Origin of the sequence: Streptomyces caeruleatus, from assembly GCF_001514235.1 — a bacterium.
Classification (GTDB): Bacteria; Actinomycetota; Actinomycetes; order Streptomycetales; family Streptomycetaceae; genus Streptomyces; species Streptomyces caeruleatus.
On the sequence record NZ_KQ948924.1, the window covers coordinates 85,794 to 106,727 of the forward strand.

Annotated in this window: 16 protein-coding genes; 11 read left to right on the forward strand and 5 right to left on the reverse strand. The window is 71.8% G+C overall.

All coding sequences use genetic code 11. From position 1 onward, the window contains the following. The first annotated feature begins 109 nt into the window (after nt 1-109). The 5 genes from AQJ67_RS00405 (at nt 110) to AQJ67_RS00425 (ending at nt 6,569) form a co-directional block, all read left to right on the forward strand. The gene (locus AQJ67_RS00405) at nt 110-2,149 is read left to right on the forward strand and encodes a bifunctional rhamnulose-1-phosphate aldolase/short-chain dehydrogenase (protein WP_062715870.1); all 2,040 of its coding nucleotides are present in this window, start codon (nt 110-112) and stop codon (nt 2,147-2,149) included. Beyond that, nucleotides 2,146-3,609: a rhamnulokinase gene (locus tag AQJ67_RS00410; RefSeq protein ID WP_079055703.1), complete on the forward strand. Its 1,464-nt coding sequence runs from the start codon at nt 2,146-2,148 to the stop codon at nt 3,607-3,609. Before AQJ67_RS00405 ends, AQJ67_RS00410 begins: the two co-directional genes overlap by 4 nt. A gap of 88 nt (nt 3,610-3,697) precedes the next feature. Then, the gene (locus AQJ67_RS00415; RefSeq protein ID WP_062715872.1) at nt 3,698-4,453 is read left to right on the forward strand and encodes a (Fe-S)-binding protein; all 756 of its coding nucleotides are present in this window, start codon (nt 3,698-3,700) and stop codon (nt 4,451-4,453) included. After that, the gene (locus tag AQJ67_RS00420; RefSeq protein ID WP_063807269.1) at nt 4,450-5,928 is read left to right on the forward strand and encodes a LutB/LldF family L-lactate oxidation iron-sulfur protein; all 1,479 of its coding nucleotides are present in this window, start codon (nt 4,450-4,452) and stop codon (nt 5,926-5,928) included. The genes AQJ67_RS00415 and AQJ67_RS00420 overlap by 4 nt, the downstream gene beginning before the upstream one ends. Further along, nucleotides 5,925-6,569 (forward strand): LutC/YkgG family protein, encoded by a 645-nt coding sequence (locus AQJ67_RS00425; protein ID WP_062715874.1) that lies wholly within the window; start codon nt 5,925-5,927, stop codon nt 6,567-6,569. The genes AQJ67_RS00420 and AQJ67_RS00425 overlap by 4 nt, the downstream gene beginning before the upstream one ends. Nucleotides 6,570-6,601: 32 nt before the next feature. Here AQJ67_RS00425 and AQJ67_RS00430 read toward each other — a convergent pair whose 3' ends face one another. Together AQJ67_RS00430 and AQJ67_RS00435 are read right to left on the reverse strand one after the other, a co-directional pair. Next, nucleotides 6,602-8,140, reverse strand: a complete 1,539-nt coding sequence (locus tag AQJ67_RS00430) for an FAD-dependent oxidoreductase (RefSeq protein ID WP_062715875.1) — start codon at nt 8,138-8,140, stop codon at nt 6,602-6,604. Between the two features lie 47 nt (nt 8,141-8,187). Continuing rightward, nucleotides 8,188-11,313: an alpha-L-rhamnosidase gene (locus tag AQJ67_RS00435; protein WP_062715876.1), complete on the reverse strand. Its 3,126-nt coding sequence runs from the start codon at nt 11,311-11,313 to the stop codon at nt 8,188-8,190. A gap of 307 nt (nt 11,314-11,620) precedes the next feature. Between AQJ67_RS00435 and AQJ67_RS00440 the strand changes: the two genes are divergently transcribed. From AQJ67_RS00440 to AQJ67_RS00460, 5 genes are all read left to right on the forward strand, one after another. After that, entirely contained in the window at nt 11,621-12,412 is a 792-nt protein-coding gene (locus tag AQJ67_RS00440) for an ABC transporter ATP-binding protein (RefSeq protein ID WP_062715877.1), read from the forward strand. Between the two features lie 3 nt (nt 12,413-12,415). Continuing rightward, the gene (locus tag AQJ67_RS00445; protein ID WP_062715878.1) at nt 12,416-13,726 is read left to right on the forward strand and encodes an FtsX-like permease family protein; all 1,311 of its coding nucleotides are present in this window, start codon (nt 12,416-12,418) and stop codon (nt 13,724-13,726) included. 149 nt (nt 13,727-13,875) lie between these two features. Next, complete coding sequence (locus AQJ67_RS00450; protein WP_062715879.1) at nt 13,876-14,733, forward strand: AAA family ATPase; 858 nt, start codon at nt 13,876-13,878, stop codon at nt 14,731-14,733. Further along, nucleotides 14,730-16,094 carry a vWA domain-containing protein gene (locus AQJ67_RS00455; protein ID WP_062715880.1) on the forward strand — a complete coding sequence of 455 codons (1,365 nt, stop codon included), beginning with the start codon at nt 14,730-14,732 and terminating at the stop codon, nt 16,092-16,094. The genes AQJ67_RS00450 and AQJ67_RS00455 overlap by 4 nt, the downstream gene beginning before the upstream one ends. 163 nt (nt 16,095-16,257) lie before the next feature. Further along, nucleotides 16,258-17,232, forward strand: a complete 975-nt coding sequence (locus AQJ67_RS00460) for an NAD(P)-dependent alcohol dehydrogenase (RefSeq protein WP_062715881.1) — start codon at nt 16,258-16,260, stop codon at nt 17,230-17,232. A 24-nt stretch (nt 17,233-17,256) separates the two neighbouring features. Here the strand turns inward: AQJ67_RS00460 and AQJ67_RS00465 are convergent, their stop codons facing one another. The 3 genes from AQJ67_RS00465 to AQJ67_RS00475 all read right to left on the reverse strand — a co-directional run bounded on the left by AQJ67_RS00465 (nt 17,257) and on the right by AQJ67_RS00475 (nt 19,469). Next, a complete protein-coding gene (locus AQJ67_RS00465; RefSeq protein ID WP_062716728.1) occupies nt 17,257-17,616 on the reverse strand; it encodes a cupin domain-containing protein in 360 nt (119 codons plus the stop codon). A 144-nt stretch (nt 17,617-17,760) separates the two neighbouring features. Continuing rightward, nucleotides 17,761-18,738, reverse strand: coding sequence for a threo-3-hydroxy-L-aspartate ammonia-lyase (locus AQJ67_RS00470; protein ID WP_062715882.1), 978 nt, complete (start codon nt 18,736-18,738; stop codon nt 17,761-17,763). Further along, nucleotides 18,735-19,469 (reverse strand): helix-turn-helix transcriptional regulator, encoded by a 735-nt coding sequence (locus tag AQJ67_RS00475; RefSeq protein WP_062715883.1) that lies wholly within the window; start codon nt 19,467-19,469, stop codon nt 18,735-18,737. Before AQJ67_RS00475 ends, AQJ67_RS00470 begins: the two co-directional genes overlap by 4 nt. Nucleotides 19,470-19,741: 272 nt before the next feature. Here AQJ67_RS00475 and AQJ67_RS00480 point away from each other — a divergent pair, with 272 nt between their 5' ends. Continuing rightward, nucleotides 19,742-20,914 carry an MFS transporter gene (locus tag AQJ67_RS00480; protein ID WP_208614876.1) on the forward strand — a complete coding sequence of 391 codons (1,173 nt, stop codon included), beginning with the start codon at nt 19,742-19,744 and terminating at the stop codon, nt 20,912-20,914. Nucleotides 20,915-20,934: the final 20 nt, after the last annotated feature.

Consider the following 20,934-nt stretch of genomic DNA (forward strand, 5'->3'; position numbering starts at 1 on the left):
GGCCGCGCAGTTCCCCGCGCCCCTGGGGGGTTGGCGCTTCGCGCCTGACCCCCCGTGCGCCCCTGAGGCGCCCATCGGAAAAGACTCCTCTTCTAAGGACTGAGAACGCATGGCACCCCATCCCGAAGCCGCCGCCCTCCTCGCCCGTTCCCATCGGCTCGGCTCCGATCCCCGTAACACCAACTACGCCGGCGGAAACGCGTCCGCCAAGGGCACCGACACCGACCCCGTCACCGGAAGTGACGTCGAGCTGATGTGGGTCAAGGGGTCCGGTGGTGACCTCGGGACGCTCACCGAGGCGGGGCTGGCGGTGCTGCGGCTGGACCGGATGCGGGCGCTGGTCGACGTCTACCCGGGTGTCGAGCGCGAGGACGAGATGGTCGCCGCCTTCGACTACTGCCTGCATGGGAAGGGGGGGGCGGCTCCGTCCATCGACACCGCCATGCACGGGCTGGTCGACGCGGCGCATGTCGATCATCTGCACCCCGACTCCGGCATCGCGCTCGCCTGTGCCGCCGACGGGGAGAAGCTGACCGCCGAGTGTTTCGGGGACAGCGTGGTGTGGGTGCCGTGGCGGCGGCCCGGGTTCCAGCTCGGGCTGGACATCGCCGCTGTCAAGGCCGCCAATCCGCAGGCCGTCGGGTGCATTCTCGGGGGCCACGGCATCACCGCCTGGGGTGACACCTCCGAGGAGTGCGAGCGCAACTCGCTGCACATCATCCGCACCGCCGAGGCGTTTCTCGCCGAGCGCGGGAAGCCGGAGCCCTTCGGGCCCGTGATCGAGGGGTACGCGGCACTCGGGGCCGCCGAGCGGCGGGAGCGGGCCGCGGCGCTGGCGCCGGTCATCCGTGCCATCGCCTCCCAGGACCGGCCCCAGGTCGGTCACTTCACCGACTCCGAGGTCGTCCTCGACTTCCTCGCGAGCGCCGAGCACCCTCGGCTGGCCGCGCTGGGCACCTCCTGCCCCGACCACTTCCTGCGGACCAAGGTGCGGCCGCTGGTGCTGGACCTGCCGCCGACCGCTCCGCTCGACGAGGTCGTCGCCCGGCTCAAGGAGCTGCACGCCGGGTACCGCGAGGAGTACGCCGCCTACTACCGGCGGCACGCCCTGCCCGACTCCCCCGCCATGCGGGGCGCCGACCCGGCGATCGTGCTGGTCCCGGGCGTCGGCATGTTCAGCTTCGGCAAGGACAAGCAGACCGCGCGGGTCGCGGGTGAGTTCTATGTCAACGCCATCAATGTGATGCGCGGCGCCGAGGCCGTCTCCACGTACGCGCCCATCGAGGAGTCCGAGAAGTTCCGGATCGAGTACTGGGCGCTGGAGGAGGCCAAGCTTCAGCGGATGCCGAAGCCCAAGCCGCTCGCGACGCGGGTCGCGCTGGTGACCGGGGCCGGCAGCGGGATCGGGAAGGCCATCGCGCAGCGCCTGGTGGCCGAGGGCGCCTGTGTGGTCGTCGCCGATCTGAACGCCGACAACGCCGAGGCCGTCGCCGAGGAGCTGGGCGGACCGGACAAGGCCGTCGCGGTGGCCGTGGACGTCACGTCCGAGGAGCAGATCGCCGACGCGTTCAAGGCCGCCGTGCTCGCCTTCGGCGGTGTGGACCTGGTCGTCAACAACGCCGGTATCTCCATCTCCAAGCCGCTGCTGGAGACCTCGACGAAGGACTGGGACCTCCAGCACGACATCATGGCGCGCGGTTCGTTCCTGGTGTCGCGGGAAGCGGCGCGCGTGATGATCGCCCAGGAGCTGGGCGGCGACATCGTCTACATCGCCTCCAAGAACGCCGTCTTCGCCGGGCCGAACAACATCGCCTACTCGGCCACCAAGGCCGACCAGGCCCACCAGGTGCGGCTGCTGGCCGCCGAGCTCGGTGAGCACGGCATCCGTGTCAACGGGATCAACCCGGACGGTGTCGTGCGCGGGTCGGGCATCTTCGCCGGTGGCTGGGGAGCCAAGCGGGCCGCCGTGTACGGGGTCGAGGAGGAGAAGCTGGGTGAGTTCTACGCCCAGCGCACGATCCTCAAGCGCGAGGTGCTCCCGGACCATGTCGCGAACGCCGTGTTCGCCCTGACCGGCGGAGAGCTGACGCACACCACCGGGCTGCACATCCCGGTCGACGCCGGCGTCGCGGCCGCCTTCCTGCGATGAGCACGAGTGTGAAGTCCTACGCCGCGGTCGACCTGGGTGCCTCCAGCGGGCGCGTCATGGTCGGCCGCGTCGGCCCGGACTCGCTGGAGCTGAGCGAGGCCCACCGCTTCCCGAACCGGCCGGTGCGTGTGCCGGAGGGGCTGCGCTGGGACGTGCTCGGGCTGTACGCGGGGGTGCTGGACGGGCTGCGGGCGGCCGGTGCCCAGTGCGGTGGACGACTCGACTCCGTCGGCATCGACAGCTGGGCCGTCGACTACGGGCTGCTGGACGCCGACGGGGCGCTCCTCGGCAACCCCGTGCACTACCGCGACTCCCGTACGGAAGGGGTCGCGGAGAAGGTGTGGGCGAGCGTCCCGGCGGCGGAGCTGTACGCCGCGACCGGGTTGCAGTACGCGCCCTTCAACACGCTGTACCAGCTGGCCGCGGCCCGGGGTTCCGCTCAACTCGCCTACGCCAAGCGGCTGTTGCTCGTCCCGGACCTGCTGACGTACTGGCTCACCGGCGAGCAGGGCACCGAGCTCACCAACGCCTCCACCACCCAGCTGATCGATCCGCGGACCCGGGACTGGTCGTACGACGTCGCCTCGCGGCTGGATGTCGACCTGGACCTGTTCGCGCCGCTGCGGCAGCCCGGCGATTTCGCGGGGATGCTGCGCGGGGAGGTGCTGGAGGAGACCGGGCTGAGCGGGCCGGTACCGGTGACGGCGGTCGGATCGCACGACACCGCGTCGGCGGTGGCCGCGGTCCCGGCCGAGCGCGAGCGGTTCGCGTACATCTGCACCGGCACCTGGTCGCTGGCGGGCCTTGAGCTCAACGCGCCCGTGCTGAGCGAGGAGAGCCGGGCCGCCAACTTCACCAACGAGCTGGGGCTGGACGGCACCGTCCGGTATCTGCGCAACATCATGGGCCTGTGGCTGCTCCAGGAGTGCGTACGGGCGTGGGGCGACCCCGATCTGGGCGCGCTGCTGCTCGACGCGTCCAAGGTGCCGGCGCTGCGGTCGGTGGTGGACGCGGGGGACGCGGCGTTCCTGGCGCCGGGGCGGATGCCGGAGCGGATCGCCGAGGCGTGCCGCGCCTCGGGGCAGCCGGTGCCCGCCTCGCCCGCCGAGATCACGCGCTGCATCCTCGACTCGCTCGCCCTCGCCCACCGCAGGGCCGTCGCCGAGGCACAGCGGCTGGCCGACCATCCGGTCGACGTCGTGCATGTCGTCGGGGGCGGCACCCGCAACGCCCTGCTGTGCCAGCTGACCGCCGACGCCTGCGGGCTGCCGGTGGTGGCGGGCCCGACGGAGGCCGCCGCGCTCGGCAACGTCCTGGTCCAGGCCCGTACCCACGGGCTGGTCGGTGACCTCGCCGACGGGCGGCGCCTGCTCACCCGTACGCAGCCGCTGACCCGGTACGAGCCGCGGGGGGACGCGGCGCGCTGGAGCGAGGCGGAGGCCCGGCTCACCCGAGGGTGATTCCCACCCGACGGCGAGCGGGGTCTCCCCCGGGCCGCGTGCCCGCACTACCCTGCACTCATCCGATGATCGATCACAAGGAGCCGCGATGCGTGTCGCCCTGTTCCTGACCTGTGTCAACGACACGCTCTATCCGGACACCGGCCGCGCCGTGGTGAAACTGCTGACCAGGCTGGGCGTCGACGTCGACTTCCCGATGGCCCAGACGTGCTGCGGACAGGCCCACTACAACACCGGCTACCGCCACGAGGCCGAGCCACTCGCCCGGCATTTCTCCGATGTCTTCGGGGAGTACGAGGCGATCGTCACCCCGTCCGGATCGTGCGGGGCGATGGTGCGCGAGCTGTATCCGCGGATGGGTGAGCGGGCCCTGGCCGAGGGGCGCGGGGACACCCTCGCGGCGACCCTGGCACCGGTGGTGCCGAAGACGTACGAGCTGACGGAGTTCCTGGTGGACGTGCTGGGGGTGACGGACGTGGGTGCCTACTACCCGCACAAGGTGACGTACCACCCGACCTGTCACGGTCTGCGCGGACTGGGTCTCGCCGACCGGCCCCGCCGGCTCCTTCAGGCCGTCAAGGGGCTGGAGTTGGTGGAGCTGCCGGGTGCCGAGGAGTGCTGCGGGTTCGGCGGCACGTTCGCGCTGAAGAACTCCGATGTCTCGGCGGCGATGGGCACGGACAAGGTGCGCAACGCCGAGGCGACGGGCGCCGACGTGCTGTGCGCGGCGGACAACTCCTGTCTGATGCATATCGGCGGGACCATGGCACGGCTGCGCACCGGCATGCGGCCGGTGCACATCGCGGAGATCCTGGCGAGCACGGAGGAGGAGCCGGCGGCATGAGTGGAACGTTCGTCGGGATGCCGGCGTTTCCGAAGGCCGCGCACGAGGCCGTGCACGACACGACCCTGCGCGGCAACCTGCGCCACGCCACGCACATGATCCGCGGCAAGCGGGAGAAGGCCGTCGCGGAGGTGTCCGACTGGGCGGAGCTGCGGGAGGCCGGCAAGCAGATCAAGGACCATACGCTGCGTCACCTCGACCGGTATCTCGTCCAGTTGGAGGAGTCGGTCACGGCTGCGGGCGGCACGGTCCACTGGGCCGCGGACGCCGACGAGGCGAATGAGATCGTGGCCCAGCTCGTCAAGATGACCGGCGAGTCGGAGGTCGTCAAGGTCAAGTCGATGGCCACCCAGGAGATCGGGCTGAACGAGGCCCTTGAGGCGGAGGGCATCCGCGCCTACGAGACCGATCTCGCCGAGCTGATCGTGCAGTTGGGCAAGGACCGGCCGTCGCACATCCTCGTCCCGGCGATCCACCGCAACCGCGGCGAGATCCGGGACATCTTCCGCAACGAGATGAGCGAGTGGGGGCGCCCGGCGCCCGAGGGCCTCACGGACACGCCCGCCGAACTCGCCGAGGCCGCCCGCCTCCACCTCCGCGAGAAGTTCCTGCGGGCCAAGGTCGGCATCTCGGGCGCCAACTTCATGGTCGCCGAGACCGGCACCCTGGTCGTGGTCGAGTCCGAGGGCAACGGGCGGATGTGCCTGACGCTGCCCGAGACGCTGATCTCGGTCGTCGGCATCGAGAAGATCGTGCCGACCTGGCAGGACCTGGAGGTGTTCCTCCAGACCCTCCCCCGCTCCTCCACGGCCGAGCGCATGAACCCGTACACCTCGACCTGGACCGGCACCACGGACGCGGACGGTCCGCAGAACTTCCATCTGGTGCTGCTCGACAACGGCCGCACCGACACCCTCGCCGACGAGGTCGGCCGCCAGGCCCTGCGCTGCATCCGCTGCTCAGCCTGCCTCAACGTCTGCCCGGTGTACGAGCGGGCGGGCGGACACGCCTACGGCTCGGTCTACCCGGGCCCGATCGGCGCCATCCTCAGCCCTCAACTCCGGGGCGTGACAAGCGAGATCGACGCCTCGCTGCCGTACGCGTCGTCGCTGTGCGGCGCCTGCTACGAGGTGTGCCCGGTCGCCATCGACATCCCCGAGGTGCTGGTGCATCTGCGGGAGCGGGTCGTCCAGGGCGGCCAGGTGACCTCGAACGGCAACAAGGTGGTGCTGAAGCCGGCCAAGGGGCACGCCGCCGAGCGGGCCGCGATGCGGGCGGCACGCTGGGCGTTCAGCCACCCGGGCGCCCTGCGGACCGGGCAGCTGCTCGCCTCGCGCACCCGCCGGCTGCATCCGCGCACGCTGCCCGGGCCGGGCAAGGCGTGGAGCGGGACGCGGGATCTGCCGGCGGTGCCCGCGGAACCGTTCCGGGACTGGTGGCAGCGGACGCAGGGCGGAAAGGGCGGTACCAAGTGAGCAGCAGGGAACGGATCCTGGGCCGGGTGCGGCGGGCTCTCGCGGACGTGCCGCCGGAGCAGATGCCGTACGAGCAGGCGGTCCCCCGCGACTATCTGCGTGAACACGGCGAACGCAGTGTCGAGCAGACGGTGGATCTGCTGGCCGAGAACCTGGCGGACTACCGGGCGATCGTGCACCGCTGTACTCCCGCCGATCTCGCGGCCACGATCGCCGGGATGCTGGCCGCGCGGGGCGCGAAGACGGTGCTGGTGCCGCCGGGGCTGGAGTCCGAGTGGCTGGCGGCGACCGACGCCGAGCGGGTCGCGGACCGGGCGGAGAGCACCCCGGACGAGCTGGACCGGATCGACAGCGTGGTCACGGCGTGCGCGGTGGCCGTCGCCGAGACCGGCACCATCGTCCTCGACGGCTCCCCCGACCAGGGCCGCCGCCGCATCACGCTCGTCCCCGACCATCACATCTGTGTCGTACGGGTACCCGAGCAGGTCGTGTCGTCCGTTCCACAGGCCCTCGAACGCCTCGATCCCGTACGCCCGTTGACCTGGATCTCCGGCCCGTCGGCGACCAGCGACATCGAGCTGGACCGGGTCGAGGGGGTGCACGGCCCGCGCACGCTGGAGGTCGTCCTGGTCGGCGACTAGGGGGTGTTTTGAAAGTCCCTGGCGCGCCGGCTTCAGATGTCGCGCCGCTCCAACGGCCGTACGGCGGGGCCCTGGACGACCCGGCCGTCGGGGTCGAAGCGGGAGCCGTGGCAGGGGCACTCCCAGGCTCGTTCCGCGCGGTTGAAGGCGACCAGGCAGCCCATGTGCGTGCACTTCGCGGAGACGGCGTGCACGGTGCCGTCCTCGTCGCGGTGGACGGCGCAGCGTTTGCCGGCCACGTGGACGACGGCGCCGTCGCCGGGGGCGATGTCGTCCACCGAGCCGGCCGAGGGGCCCGGCAGGTGCTGGAGGCGGTCGCCGACGAAGTGGCGGGCCACGTCGGCCTGGTGCTTGACGAAGTCCTTGCCCTCGCGGACGACGGACATCACTCGGCGAGGGTCGTACAGCTCGCTCCACGGGTTCTCCCGGCCGGTGACCAGATCACAGAGCAGCCGGCCCGCCATGATGCCGCTGCTGAGTCCCCAGCCGCCGAAGCCGGTGGCCACATAGCAGTGCCGGCCGGCGGGGTGCAGGGGGCCGACGAGCGGTACGGAGTCGGTGGAGTCGTTGTCCTGGGTGGCCCAGCGGTGGGTGAAGGTGAGCTCGCCGAAGCGGTCCGTCGCCCAGTCGGACAGGTCCTTGAAGCGTGCCTCGACGTCGCCGCCCGTGCCTGGGGTGAAGTGCTCGCCGGTGACGATGAGCAGGCGTTCACCGTCCGCGTAGGGCGCCGTGCGCACCGAGCGGGTGTTCTGCTCGGGGGTGATGTACATGCCGTCCGGTGCGGCGGCCGCGTCGATGGGAGCGGCGACGACCAGTTCCCGCCGTGCCGAGAGGCGGGTGAACAGCAGCGCCCGGTCGAAGATCGGGTAGTGGGTGGCGACCACGACGGTCTCGGCGCTGACCTTCACCCCGTCCTCGGTCGTGAGCACACAGGGCTCGCCCTCGGAGAGGCCGACGACGCGGGTGTGCTCGTGCACCTGCCCGCCGAGGCGTTTCAGGTCGGCGACCAGCGCCAGCAGGTACTTGCGGGGGTGGAACTGCGCCTGCCCCGCGACGCGCACCGCGCCCGCCACCGGATACGGCAGGTCCGTGTCGGTGACGTACTCGGCGGCCAGGCCCGCCTCCCGGGCCGCGTCGGCCTCCGCCCGCAGTTCGTCGGTACGGTCGGCGTCCTCGGCGTAGGTGTAGGCGGCCGTCTCCTCCCAGTCGCAGTCGATGCCGAGCTCGTCCCCGACCTCGGCGGCGTGCCGGATCGCGTCCGTCTGGGAGGTCGCGTACAGGTGGGCGCCGTCCTTGCCGCGGGTGCGCCGCAGCCGGTCGTAGATGAGGGTGTGCTGGGCGCTGAGCTTGGCGGTGGTGTGCCCGGTGACGCCGGCGGCGACCCGGTCCGCCTCCAGCAGGGCGACGCCGTGCCCCCGCCGGGCCAGCTCCCAGGCGGTGGCGATCCCGGCGATGCCCGCGCCCACGACGGCGACGTCGACCGTGAGGTCGCCGTGCGGCGGTGGCGCGAGGTCGCCGGGCGGTGCCGTCTCGATCCAGTACGAAGCGTGGGTGCGGGTCGGCTCGTCCATGGCGGCCGAGTTCCCCGCACCCGCTCCGTCACACGAGGGGCCGCAGGTCAGCCCAGAGCGCTGGTCACCTGGTAGCGGCCGGACGGCAGCCGGTAGCTCGCGGTCCCGTCCGCGAAGCCCAGGTCGTCGACGCCGGGCACCCGGGACAGGGGTGTGCGGCCCTCACGCACCGTGTCCGGGTCGGCCGTGGGGATGCGCAGGGTGGCCGTACTGTTCGCGGGGACCACGGCCCGGTAGGTCAGTGTCCGGCCGTCCGTGCGCCACGCGCTGACGATCTCGCCGTACGGCGAGAGATGCGAGCCGGTGACCCGGGTGACCCGCCCGCCGGGATCGAGGTGCGGGCGCAGGAAGAAGTGCCGGAAGCCCGGGTGCGCCGGGTCCTTGGCGATGCCCGCCATGCTCTCGTACATCCACTCCATGATCGCGCCGTAGGAGTAGTGGTTGAACGAGTTCATGTCGACCGGGCCGAAGCCGTCCTGATTCGAGTACGAGTTCCAGCGCTCCCAGATGGTGGTGGCTCCGTTGCGCACGGAGTACAGCCAGGACGGCATCGCGTCCTGGTGCAGCAGCTGGTACGCGAGGTCGACGCGGCCCTCGTCGGTGAGGACGGGGGCGAGGACGTTCACGCCGAGGAAGCCGACGGAGAGGGTGTTCTCGGCATACCGCACGCGGGTGCTGTCGGGGTGCGCGTCCTTGTAGGCCTCGTCGTTGCCGATGTTCTCGGCGAGCAGCTCGACGAGGCGGCGGCGCTGGGCATCGGTGTCGTAGAAGCCCAGTTTGAGGACCCAGAGCAGGGCTGTCTGGCTGTTGTCCTCGGGCTTGCCGCCGAGCCAGGGCGGGGCCTCGCCCAGGCTGGAGCGGACGGTGACCTCGCCCGTGGCGGGGTCGGTGACGAGGTACTTGGCGAGGAACGCCCGCTTGATCCGGGCGAACAGGTCCTCGTACGTCCGCGTCTCGGCGCTGCGGCCGGTGGCGCGGGCCATGTCGACCATCAGGCGGGCGCTGTAGCCGTAGTAGACGTCGCTGATGAGCTGGGTGCTGGTGTCCTGGAAGGCCAGCCAGTCGCCGAAGATCGCGCCCTGTCCGGCGTAGGTGTCGCCGGTGCGCTTCCTGATCCAGTCCATGTAGGTCGTCATCGCCGCCCAGCTGCGGTCGACCACGGTGGTGTCGCCGGACATCTGCCACACCGTCCAGGGCACGACGACCCCGCAGTCCGCCCAACCGCTCGCGGGGAGCGGCTGGTTGTAGCGGGAGCCGGGTGCGACCCAGGTGAACTGGGCGCCGTCCTGGCCGTAGGTCTTCTGCGAGTCGATCAGGATGTCCTCGAAGTGGCTGAGGAAACTGACGGCGTCGGCGTTGTAGAGGCCGGTCTGGGAGAACAGCTGGGTGTCACCGGTCCAGCCGAGGCGTTCGTCGCGCTGGGGGCAGTCGGTGGGGACCCACAGGTAGTTGCCGCGCTGGCCCCAACGGACGTTGCTGATCAGCTGGTTGACGTCGGCGTCGTCCGTGGTGATCGTGCCGATGTCGCGGAGGGCGGAGGTGGCGACGCGGCCGGTGAAGCGGGTGAGGGTGACGGTCTCGGTCGCGGTGACGGAGACGTGGCGGAAGCCGTAGAAGGTCAGCGAGTCCTCGTGGGTCTCGCCGTCGGGGTCGCCCTTGAGGGTGTAGGTGCTGGTGGCCTTGGCGGCGCGGAGGTTGGCGCGGTAGACCGAGCCGACGGGGCCGTCGGCGCCGGCGCTGTCGTCGTTGAGCATCTCGCCGGGTTTGAAGGTGACCTGGGCGCCGGCCGGGCCGCGCAGGGTGTAGCGGGGCACGCCGACCATGTTCTGGCCCAGGTCGATCACGGCGGTGTCGCCGGGATGCAGGGTCACGGCGGCGGTGGCCGCGATGTCCGGGTCCGTGACGGTGCGGGCGGGGTCGACGACGATACCGCCCTTGCCGTTCGGGCTGCTCTCCTGGCCGGTCACACCCGTGTAGACGGTGAGGGAGGACGGCCGGCGATCCCACTCGGGCATCAGACGGGCGCTTTCACCGGGGTAGGCGACGAGCTTCGCGTCGGGGAACCTGGAGTCGAAGTCGTGCTCGGTCACGTCCGCCCAGCCGGAGGTGTCGAAGCCGGCCGACGTCCAGCCCGGGAGTTCCCTGCGGGCGTCGTAGGTCTGGCCGTCGTAGATGTCGTCGGCGCGGTGGGGGCCGGTGTCGGTGGCCGCCCAGTCGTCGCCGGGTGCGGTGACGACGGTCTGCTCGGATCCGTCGGCGTACCGGACGAGGAGCTTGGCCTTGAGGGCCAGGGGGTTGCCGTCGGCCGAGTAGTAGACGCTGTTCTCGGAGATCCGGCTGTTGTACCAGCCGTTGCCGAGCACGGCGGCGAGGGTGACCTGCCCTTCGTGCCGGTCGCCCGCGACCAGGTCCGTGACGTCGTAGGTGAAGTAGTTGACGGTGGTGTCGTAGTTGGTCCAGCCGGGGGTCAGGAGTTCGTGGGTGGTGCCGTGGCCCTGGGGTACGGCGACGCGGTGGCCGTTGACGTGGGCCTCGTACACGCCGAGGGCGGAGATGTAGAGCCGGGCGTTTCGGACCTGCCGTCCGGTCAGGCGGGCTTGGCGGCGCAGCAGTGGGGCGCCGGGGGTGTGGGGCCGCTTGCCCGCCATGGTGATCCAGCGGGCGCCGTCCCAGCCTGCCGTGCCGTCGGTGCCGAGCAGGCCGGTCTCGAAGTGGGCGGTGGGTGCGGCGGGGACGGCACGGCCGGTCTCGTCCCAGACGGTCACCGTCCAGTGGTAGCGGGTGGAGGCGCGCAGGGCGGGGCCCGCGTAGCGCACGGCGACCGAGTCGGGCGAGGTGACGCGGCCGCTGTTCCACACGTCCGCCCGGCCGGGGGTCAGGCGGTCGGGTGCGGTCGCGACCAGGATCCGGTACGCCGACTGGCGGCGACCGCGTACCGGGGAGGCCGTGCGCCAGCCGAAGCGCGGGTGGGTGGCGTCCACGCCGAGGGGGTTCGTTCTGTGCTCGACCGTCAGGCCCTCGACGGCGGTGCGGTGCGGGGGCGGTGCGGCCGACGCGGGCGTGCCGCCGACGACCCCGCCGGCGAAAGCCAGGGGTGCGGCGCCCAGTGCCGTGCTGAGCACCGCCCTTCGGCGCACCCCGCGGCCCTTCGTGCTGTCGACTCCGTCATTCATGCCGTTGTCCCTTCGGCTTGCTCGGAGTTGGAACGATTCAGCTCGAACGTCGGTTGAAGCTAGTGGCAGAAGTGACGGGAGTCCATGGCGTATGCAGGACAACTTCTGTGCAGATTCCAACAGAAGCAGTCAGTCGATGAGCGAGGAATTGAAACCGTTCAAAACGTGATGACCGGCTCTCGCCGCTTTGCCGGCGCCGGGGGTGTCGTCAAGTACACCTGGCATTACGGGTCCTGCGCCCCATGTGGTCGCGTCGTCCGCTCCGTAGCTTCTTCGGCAGGGCACAGGGAGTGCCGGACGGGGAGTGATGACGATGGTGCGCGCGGGCTCGCGACGGACGCACGACAAGGGACCGGCCGCCGAGGCGCTCCGGCTGGTCAAGGTCAGCAAGACCTACGGGGCGAGGGACAGTGCCGTGACCGCTCTGGACGGGGTCACCCTGGGGCTGGGGCGGGGCACGTTCACCGCGGTGATGGGGCCTTCGGGTTCCGGCAAGACCACGCTGCTGCACTGCGCGGCCGGTCTGGACCGGCCCGACAGCGGCATCGTGTGCGTGGACGGCACCGAGCTGACCGGGGGCGGGGAGGCCGACTTGACGAAGTTCCGGCGCGGTCGGATCGGGTTCGTGTTCCAGCAGTACAACCTGTTGGAGACACTCACCGTCGCGCAGAATACGGTGCTGCCGCTGAAGCTCGCCGGGCAGCGTGTCGACCGCGGGCGCGCCAAGGAGGTGCTGACCTCGGTGGGCCTCGGCGACCGGCTCGGACACCGCCCCGGCCAGTTGTCCGGCGGTCAGCGGCAGCGCGTGGCCATCGCCCGCGCGCTGGTGACGGAACCCCGGGTGATCTTCGCGGACGAGCCCACGGGCGCCCTGGACACCCGGAGCGCGCGTGAGGTGTTGCTGTTGCTCCAGCGGGCGGTGCGGGTGCACGGCCGGACCGTGGTGATGGTGACCCACGACCCGGTCGCCGCCTCCTACGCGGACTCGGTGCTGTTCCTGGCGGACGGCAGGCTCGCGGGCCGGATGGACGCGCCGACGGCCAACGCGGTGGCCGAACGCCTCGCGCACCTGGGCGACAACGTCACGACGGGGGTGTGAGCGATGTTCCTGCTGGCCATGCGGTCGATCCGGCACCGCCCGGGGCGGTTCCTCGCGACGCTGCTGTCCGCGTTCCTGGGCGCGGCGATCATCATGACGTTCAACTCGATGCACGACACGGCGGCACAGGACGGCGTGGACCCGACCAGTGCCGAGACCCTGTCCACCGCGGCCGGCGTCGTCGGCGGCTACGGCACCCTGCTGGTCTTCTTCGCCGTCGCCTCCACCCTGACGGTCAACGTCCGTCAGCGCACCGCCGAGTTGGAGCTGCTGCGCCGCTCGGGGGCGACTCCCGGGCAGCTCAAGCGGATGGTGGTCGGCGAGGCGGTGGTCGTGGCCCTGGTGGGCGCGGCGCTGGCGATCGGCCCGGCGATGCTGGGTGGCCGAGCCCTGCTGGAGGTGTTCCAGGACAGCGGCCAGGTCGCCGGGTCCGTCGATCCCTCCTTCGGTCCGGTCGCGCTCCTGACGGGCATCGACATCACGCTGCTCGCGTCGGCCGGCGCCGCCTTCCTCGCCGTACGGCGTGCGACGCGCGGGCAGGAACGGCCGGGCGGGGCACGGAAGTTCCTCGCATACGGCGCGCTGCTCGCCGGAGCCGCGTCGGCCTCCTCCACGTTCGTGTTCTCGGGGACGGACGCGGCCCTGATGGCACCGCCCGCCTATGGGGCGATCCTGCTGTCGGTGGGCTTCGCTCTGATGGCGCCGCGGCTGCTGGAGGCCGTGCTGGACCGGCTGCCGCTGGACGGCGCGAGCGGCTGGCTGGCCGTCCGGAACCTGCGGGAGCGGGCCGGTCATCTGGCCGGGATCCTGATGTCGCTGATCCTGTTCACGGCGGTCGCCACGGCCACGCTCACCATGCAGGCGGTGGAGAGCGACGCCGTGGCCGCCTCGGGCCTGACGAAGTCGATCGACGCCAAGAACCTGGAGACGCTCAACGTCACGGTCGTCGGCATCATCGTGGTCTTCGTCTGCGTGATGCTGGTCAACTCGCTGTACGCGGCGACCAGTTACCGGGCCCGGGAGTTCGGGCAACAGCGCCTGGCGGGCGCGACCCCGGGGCAGGTGCTCGGCACGGTGGGCACCGAGACCCTGATCCTGACCGTCACCGGAGTCCTGTTCGGGACGGTGGCCGCGCTGGCCGGGATCGTCCCGTTCACGGTGGTGCGCACGGACGGGGTGCTGCCGGGCGAGGTCTGCGCCATCGGGGTCGCGGTGATCGCGGTGGCGGCGTCGGTGACGCTGGGGACGGCCCTGGCCACGGCGCGGCGGATGCTGCGGACGCCGGCGGTGGGGGCGGTCGCGGTGGCTTCGTGAGCCGGGCCGCGGCAGGGGGCGGTCGCTTCGGCGGCCGCCCCCGAGAGGAAACCGATCGGTCTATCGCCTTCCGGTCGGCCGAGCCCTCATGACATCATCACTGAACAAGCGCTTGGACACCACGCTGGACCACTGACCTGGAGGCCCCGTTGTTCACTTCCGTCGACGACGTCTCCGCCCGTCTGGCCGAGACCGGCTACCTCGCCTCGCCCGCCGTCGCCACGACCGTCTTCCTCGCCGACCGCCTCGGCAAGCCGCTCCTGGTGGAGGGTCCGGCCGGGGTAGGCAAGACGGAGCTCGCGAAGGCCGTGGCCGAGGTGGCGGAGGCACGGCTGGTCCGGCTCCAGTGCTACGAGGGAGTCGACGAGTCCCGGGCGTTGTACGAGTGGAACCACGCCAAGCAGCTGCTGCGGATCAGCGCGGGCCGCGACGAGACGTGGGACGAGACGCGCACGGACATCTTCAGCGAGGAGTTCCTGCTCACGCGGCCGCTGCTGACGGCCATCCGGGGCGACGACCCCAAGGTGCTGCTGATCGACGAGACCGACAAGGCGGACGTCGAGGTGGAGGGCCTGCTCCTGGAGGTGCTCAGCGACTTCCAGGTCACCGTCCCGGAGCTGGGCACGATCAGCGCGACGCGCCGCCCGTTCGTCGTCCTCACCTCCAACGCGAGCCGGGAGCTGTCCGAGGCACTGCGCCGCCGCTGTCTGTTCCTGCACATCGGCTTCCCCGACGAGGAGTTGGAGCGGCGGATCGTACGGCTGAAGGTGCCGGGCCTCGACGAGGCGCTGACCCGCTCGGTCGTACGGGTCGTGGGCGCGCTGCGGGCGATGGACCTGCGCAAGCTGCCGTCCGTCGCCGAGACCATCGACTGGGCGCGCACCCTGCTCGCGCTCGGCGCCGGCACCCTGGACGAGACCGTCGTACGGGACACGCTCGGTGTCCTCCTCAAGCACCAGGACGACGTCCTCAAGGCCGCCGCCAAGCTCGACCTGGACGCCCTGTGACCACGCCCGCGGGGGCGGGGGTCACGGAGCGGTTGACGTCCTTCGTCGCGGCCCTGCGCGCGCACGGCGTCCGGATCGGCACCGGCGAGACGGTGGACGCGGCACAGGCCGTGGAGGCGCTCGGCCTGGCGGACCGGGAGCTGCTGCGCGAAGGGCTGGCGGCGACGCTGTTGCACGGCCCCGGTCAACGGACGGTCTTCGACCCGGTCTTCGACCTCTACTTCCCGCGCGGCGTCGGCGGCCCGGAGCAGCGGACGGCCGGCCGGGAGGATCTCCGCCACCGACTGGCGGACGCCCTGACCGCCGACGACCGGGCGATGCTGGCGCGGCTGGCGGTCGAGGCGGTCGACGGCTTCGGGGGGTACGGCTCCTCGCCGGGCTCGGACGGCTGGTCGTCGTACCAGACGCTCGAACGGCTGCGCCCGCAGACCCTGTTCGCCCGGGTCCGCGACAACGTCCGTGGGCAGGGCGGCAGTTCGGGGTTCACGGACCGGCTGCTGGAGGACGAGATCCGCCGGCGTATCGATGCGTTCCGGGCGCTGGTGGCGGCGGAGGCGCGGCGGCGGGTGGCCGAGCGGCGGGGCCGGGACGAGATCGCCCGGCGGGCAGTGGCTCCGACCGCCGACCGGCTGGACTTCCTGTTCGCGGGGAAGGCCCAACTGGCCGAGCTGCGCCGGACCGTGTCGCCGCTCGCCCGCAAGTTGGCGACCCGCCTCGCGGCCCGTCGCCGCCGTGCCTCGCGGGGCTCGATCGATCTGCGGCGGACGCTGCGCGGGTCGCTGTCGACGGGCGGGGTGCCGATGAGGCCGGTGCTGCGCCGGCGCCGTCCGGTCCGGCCCGAACTGGTGCTCCTGTGCGATGTGTCGGGCTCGGTGTCCGGGTTCTCGGACTTCACGATGCTGCTGGTGCAGGCGCTGCACGACCAGTTCAGCAAGGTGCGGGTGTTCGCGTTCGTCAACCGGATCGACGAGGTGACCCAGCTGCTCGAACACGGTACCGCCGACCCGGAGGGGCTCGGCGCCCGCATCGAGGCGGAGGCCACGCTCACGGGCTATCACGGCAGCAGCGACTACGGCATGGCGCTGGGCGAGTTCGCGGAGCGCTACGGCGACGCGGTCGGCCCGCGCACGACCGTGTTCGTCCTCGGCGACGCCCGTACGAACATGAACGACCCGAACCTGCCGGCCGTGCGGCAGATCGCCGGACAGGCGCGCCGCGTCTACTGGCTGAACCCCGAGCAGCGCTCCCGCTGGGGCACGGGCGACTCCGCCGCACCCGACTACGCCGAGCTGGTCGAGATGCACGAGTGCCGCACGGCCCGGCAGCTCAGTGCGCTGGTGGCGCGGCTGTTGCCGGTGTGACGCTGCGCCCCCCTGGGTGATCAGACGGCGGCGAGCTGCGGGGCGAGGGTGCCCGGATCCGCCGCCGAGCCCGCGGGCCGGACCCCGGTGAAAATCAGGGTTCGTCCCCGATGGTCGGCAGGGGGTGGATTTCCTACGCTCGGCGAGAACGGAGGGGGATCCCATGAAGGCAGTGATCCAGGATCGGTACGGCTCGGCGGACGTCCTGAAGTTCAGGGACGTCGACCGGCCGGTGCCGGCGGCCGACGAGGTGCTGGTGCGGGTGCGCGCGGCCTCGGTCAACGCGTACGACTGGCACCTCATGCACGGCGACCCGGTGCTCGGGCGCGCCATGATGGGGTTGCGCAGGCCCAAGGCACCCGTGCGGGGCCGGGACTTCGCGGGGCTGGTGGAGGCCGTGGGCTCCGGAGTCACGGGGATCGTGCCCGGTGACGAGGTGTACGGCGAGGCCGACGGCGCGTTCGCGGAGTTCGTGTGCGCCAAGGACGGCATGGTGGGCCCGAAGCCGGCCAACCTGACCTTCGAGCAGGCGGCCGCGATACCCCTGGCGGGGAACACCGCGCTGATCGGCCTGCGGGACGTGGCCGGGGTGCGGAGCGGCCAGACGGTCCTGGTCAACGGCGCTTCGGGCGGGGTGGGCACGTTCGCCGTGCAGCTCGCCAAGGCCTACGGCGCCGAGGTGACGGCGGTGTGCAGCACGCGGAACGTGGAGCTGGTCCGCTCGCTCGGCGCGGACCATGTCATCGACTACAAGCGGGACGACTTCACCCACGGCGGCAGGCGGTACGACGTCGTGCTGGACCTGGTGGGCAACCACTCACTGGCCGGGTTCCGCCGCGCGCTCGCACCCACCGGCACGCTGGTGCTGTCCGGCGGCGGTGTGTACGAGGGCGGCAGCGTGGTCGGGCCGATGGGGCTCTTCTTCAGGAGGCGGCTGGCCGCGCCCTTCGCCCGTCAGCGGCTGCTCGAACTCCCGGCCCGGCAGAGCAGGGCGAACCTCGCGGCGCTGCGCGAACTCGCCGAGTCCGGGAGGATCGCCCCGGTCGTCGAGCGGACGTACCCCCTGAGCGAGGCGGCCGAGGCGATCCGGTACGTGGAGGTGGAGCACGCGCGCGCGAAGGTCGTCGTCACCGTGTGAGGTGCGGGCGCGGGCCGGTCGGCACTACTCCTGCTTCGCGTACTCCCTCGCCGTCTGCCCCTGGAAGTCGTAGACCACTGCCTGCTCTTCGCCCACGACCCAGGCGTCGTGTCCGGGCGAGCAGACGAAGACGTCACCGGGGCCGACCTCTTGTTCACCGCCGTCGTCCATGCGGATGTGCATACGGCCTTGGGCCACGTAGCAGTTGTGGTGCATCTGGCAGCTCTCGGTGCCCGCGATCGGGCCCACGGACTCCGACCAGCGCCAGCCCGGCTCGAAGGTCGCCACGGCGAAGTCGAGATCCGTCATATGGACGGCTTCGAGGTGGCCGCGGGGGAAATCACGGCGCTCGTCCGGCTTCTCGATCGGCTTCACTTCCAACACCATGACGCGCTCCCTTCCCGGCCGCGGGTTCACCGCGGCCCGGGCCGGTCTGCCCGGCGGCCCTGGACATCGCCGTCGGCGGCCGACCCCCTACCACTCCATCGTCCGCCCGTCCATCCGGGGCCGCCATTCGGGGAGGGCCCGTCAGCCGCCGTTCCCACAGAGCTCGGCGAAGCGGTCGGCGTCCACGTTCCCGCCGGAGATGATCACGCCGACCCGGCGGGGCAGCGTGCCCGTCCGGCCGGTGAGCAGGGCGGCCAGCGGGGTGGCGCCGCTCGGCTCCACGACGATCTTCAGGCGTTCGAAGGCGAACCGCATCGCGTCCCGGATCTCGTCGTCACTGACCAGCGCGATCTCGTCGACGAGGCGCCGGTTGACGGAGAAGGTGAGCTCGCCGGGGGTGGGCAGGGCCTGGCCGTCGGCGATGGTGTGCGGCACCGGGATGCTGACGCGCCGACCCGCCTCCAGGGACCGCTTGGTGTCGTCCCCGGCCTCCGGTTCGACGCCGATCACCCGGATGCCCGGGTGCAGCCCCTTGGCGACCGTGGAGGTCCCGGCGATGAGCCCGCCCCCGCCGACGGGCGCCAGCACCGCGTCCAACTCCCCTGCTTCTTCGAGGAGTTCGAGGGCGGCCGTGCCCTGTCCGGCGATGATGTGCGGGTGCTCGTAGGGTGGGATGACGGTGAGGCCCCGCTCCGCGGCGAGGGCCTCGGCGATGGCGACACGGTCGCCGGTGTAGCGGTCGTAGGTGACGATCTCGGCGCCGTAGCCGTAGGTGGCGGCGCGCTTCGACGGCGGGGCGTCCTCCGGCATGACGATCACCGCGGTGGTGCCGAGTTCGCGGGCGGCCAGGGCCACGGCCTGGGCGTGGTTCCCGGACGAGTAGGCGGCGACACCGCGCGCGAGCTGCTCCGGGGTGAGGCGGGAGGCCGCGTTGTAGGCTCCGCGGAACTTGAAGGCACCGACGCGCTGGAAGTTCTCGCACTTGAGGAAGACCTCGGCACCGACGAGGGCGTCGAGCGTGCGCGAGCGCAGCACCGGGGTGCGGTGGGCGACGCCCTTGAGCCGTGCGGCGGCGTCGCGGACGTCGTCGAGGGTGACCGGTGGGGTGGTGGTCGTCACGCGTGTCCTCCAGAGGGTGTCGTGTCGGTCGCGGCCTCGTCCTTCGCCGTCCCGGCCCCGGCGCGCGCCTGGGAGAGGTAGCTGTAGGCGGACGCGCGGGAGATACCGAGCCGTGCCGCGACCTGCTCGATCGCGCGGCGCACGGCGAACACGCCCCGGTCGTCCAGGCCGCGGAACAGCTCCAGGCGCTGGGTGCGGTCGAGGCCGGCCCAACTCCCGTTCTGCCGGAGCTGGTGGGCGTCGAGGATGGCGTCGACGACGGAGTCGATGTCGTTGCCGAAGGTGGTGACCGGCACGTTGGCGCTGCCGCTGGTTCCGGGGGCGACGGCGCCGACGCCGGCGAGGGCGCCGAGCAGCGCGTGGGCGTCGTTCACGGCGGTGACGTCCAGGTTGACGCACAGGGCGCCGAACACGGTGCCGGTCGAGTCCCGCAGCACCATGGTGGACGCCTTGACCAGACGGCCGTCGCGGGTTCGGGTGACGTAGTTCAGCTCGTCGCCCGCGTCGTCGCCGCGCGCGACGATCCGCATGCCGATCTCGCTCATCGCCCCGCCGACGGTCCGGCCGGTCACCGAGCCGGACACGGCGACCACGGAGCGGTCGGGGTGGCGGTAGTCATGCAGGACCACCTCGCACATCGGGCCGAAGGTGGCCGCGAGGCCGTCGACGACCGGTCTGAGGGCGGTGACGATTGCGTCCCGCTCGGCTTGCAGAGGCTGTTCGGCCGGCATTGCCTGCTCCCGTCCTCCGGACTGTCCGCCGCCTAGACTACAGGTCCAAGTTCTGTACTGACAGTCCAAATTTTTCGTGGGGTACTGCTCGGAGGCAGGGCGCGGGTCGTCGTGGGCTGGTCGCGCAGTTCCCCGCGCCCCCGGGGTGGGTGCGGGCGTCGCGCCTCCAGACGCGACCGCCAGATGACCGCCCCGGCCAGCGCCGGTCACCCCCTCGGTCGGCGCGACCCGGATCTTGACGCGGCGCGGGATGTTACCGGTAACATCCCGCCATGACAGTGACGTCGGCACCCCCACGCCCCCGGATCTTCAGCCCCGCCGCAGTGGTCGCCTCCTGCGTGGGCTTCGTGCTGATCGGTGCTCTCCAGGCCCTGTACGGGCCGGCGATTCCGGCTTTGCGTGAGGAGTTCGGGCTGTCGCCGTCGGCTGCCGGTCTGGGGCTGAGTGCGCACTTCGTCGGTGGGGTGGCGGGCGTGCTGCTCTTCGACCGGCTCTACGGGCGGGTCGGCAACCGGCGCATCCTCGGTGTCTCGTATCTGCTGATGGCGGTCGGCGCGGCCGGTTTCGCGCTGGCGCCGAACTGGCCGGCCGCGCTGGGTACGGCCCTGTTGGCCGGGCTCGGCTTCGGCGGGATCGACTACGGCCTCAACCAGCTGTTCGCCGTCGGCTTCGGGCAGCGCTCAACCGCCATGCTGAACATCCTCAACGCCCACTTCGGCATCGGCGCGATCCTCGGCCCGGCCCTGATCGGCGCCGTCGGTGCCGCCCACTACCCCGCGGTGTTCCTCGGTTTCGCGCTGGCCAACCTGCCGCTGCTGCTGTGTCTGCGCGGCGTACGCGACCGGGCGCCGGAGCCGGCCGACGCGGCCGGTGAGCCGTACGGCGGGCGGGTGCTCGCCCGGAGTCTCGGCTCCGTACTCGCCGTGTTCGTCGCCCTGTACGTGCTGCACGTCGGCATCGAGGCCGGCGTCGGCGGCTGGGAGCCGACGCATCTGGAGACCGTCGGCTACGGTGCCGGCTTCGCGGCCACGGCCACGTCCGTGTACTGGCTGATGATGACCGTCGGGCGCTTCCTGGTCGCCCCGATCGCGCTGCGCTTCTCGGCCCAGGCCATCATCACCGTCTCGTGCGCGGGTATGACGGTCTGTCTGCTGCTCGCCTCGGTCCCGGCGCTCGCCCCGTACGCGTACGCCGGTGTCGGTCTGTTCATCGCCCCGATCTTCCCGACCGGGCTGCCCTGGCTCAACCGGGCGGCTCCTCGGGCGCGCAGAGCGGGAGCGGTGGTCATCGCCGCGTCCATGGTCGGCGGCGTGGTGGCCGGTCCGGCGCTGGGCAAGGCCATCGAGTGGTCCGGGATCCGCACGGTCCCGCTTCTGCTGTCCGGGGTCTCGGCGCTGTGTCTGGCCGCCACGCTCTGGCTGATCCGCAGTACCCGCACGCGTTGAATCCGCCGCCCACCTCCTGA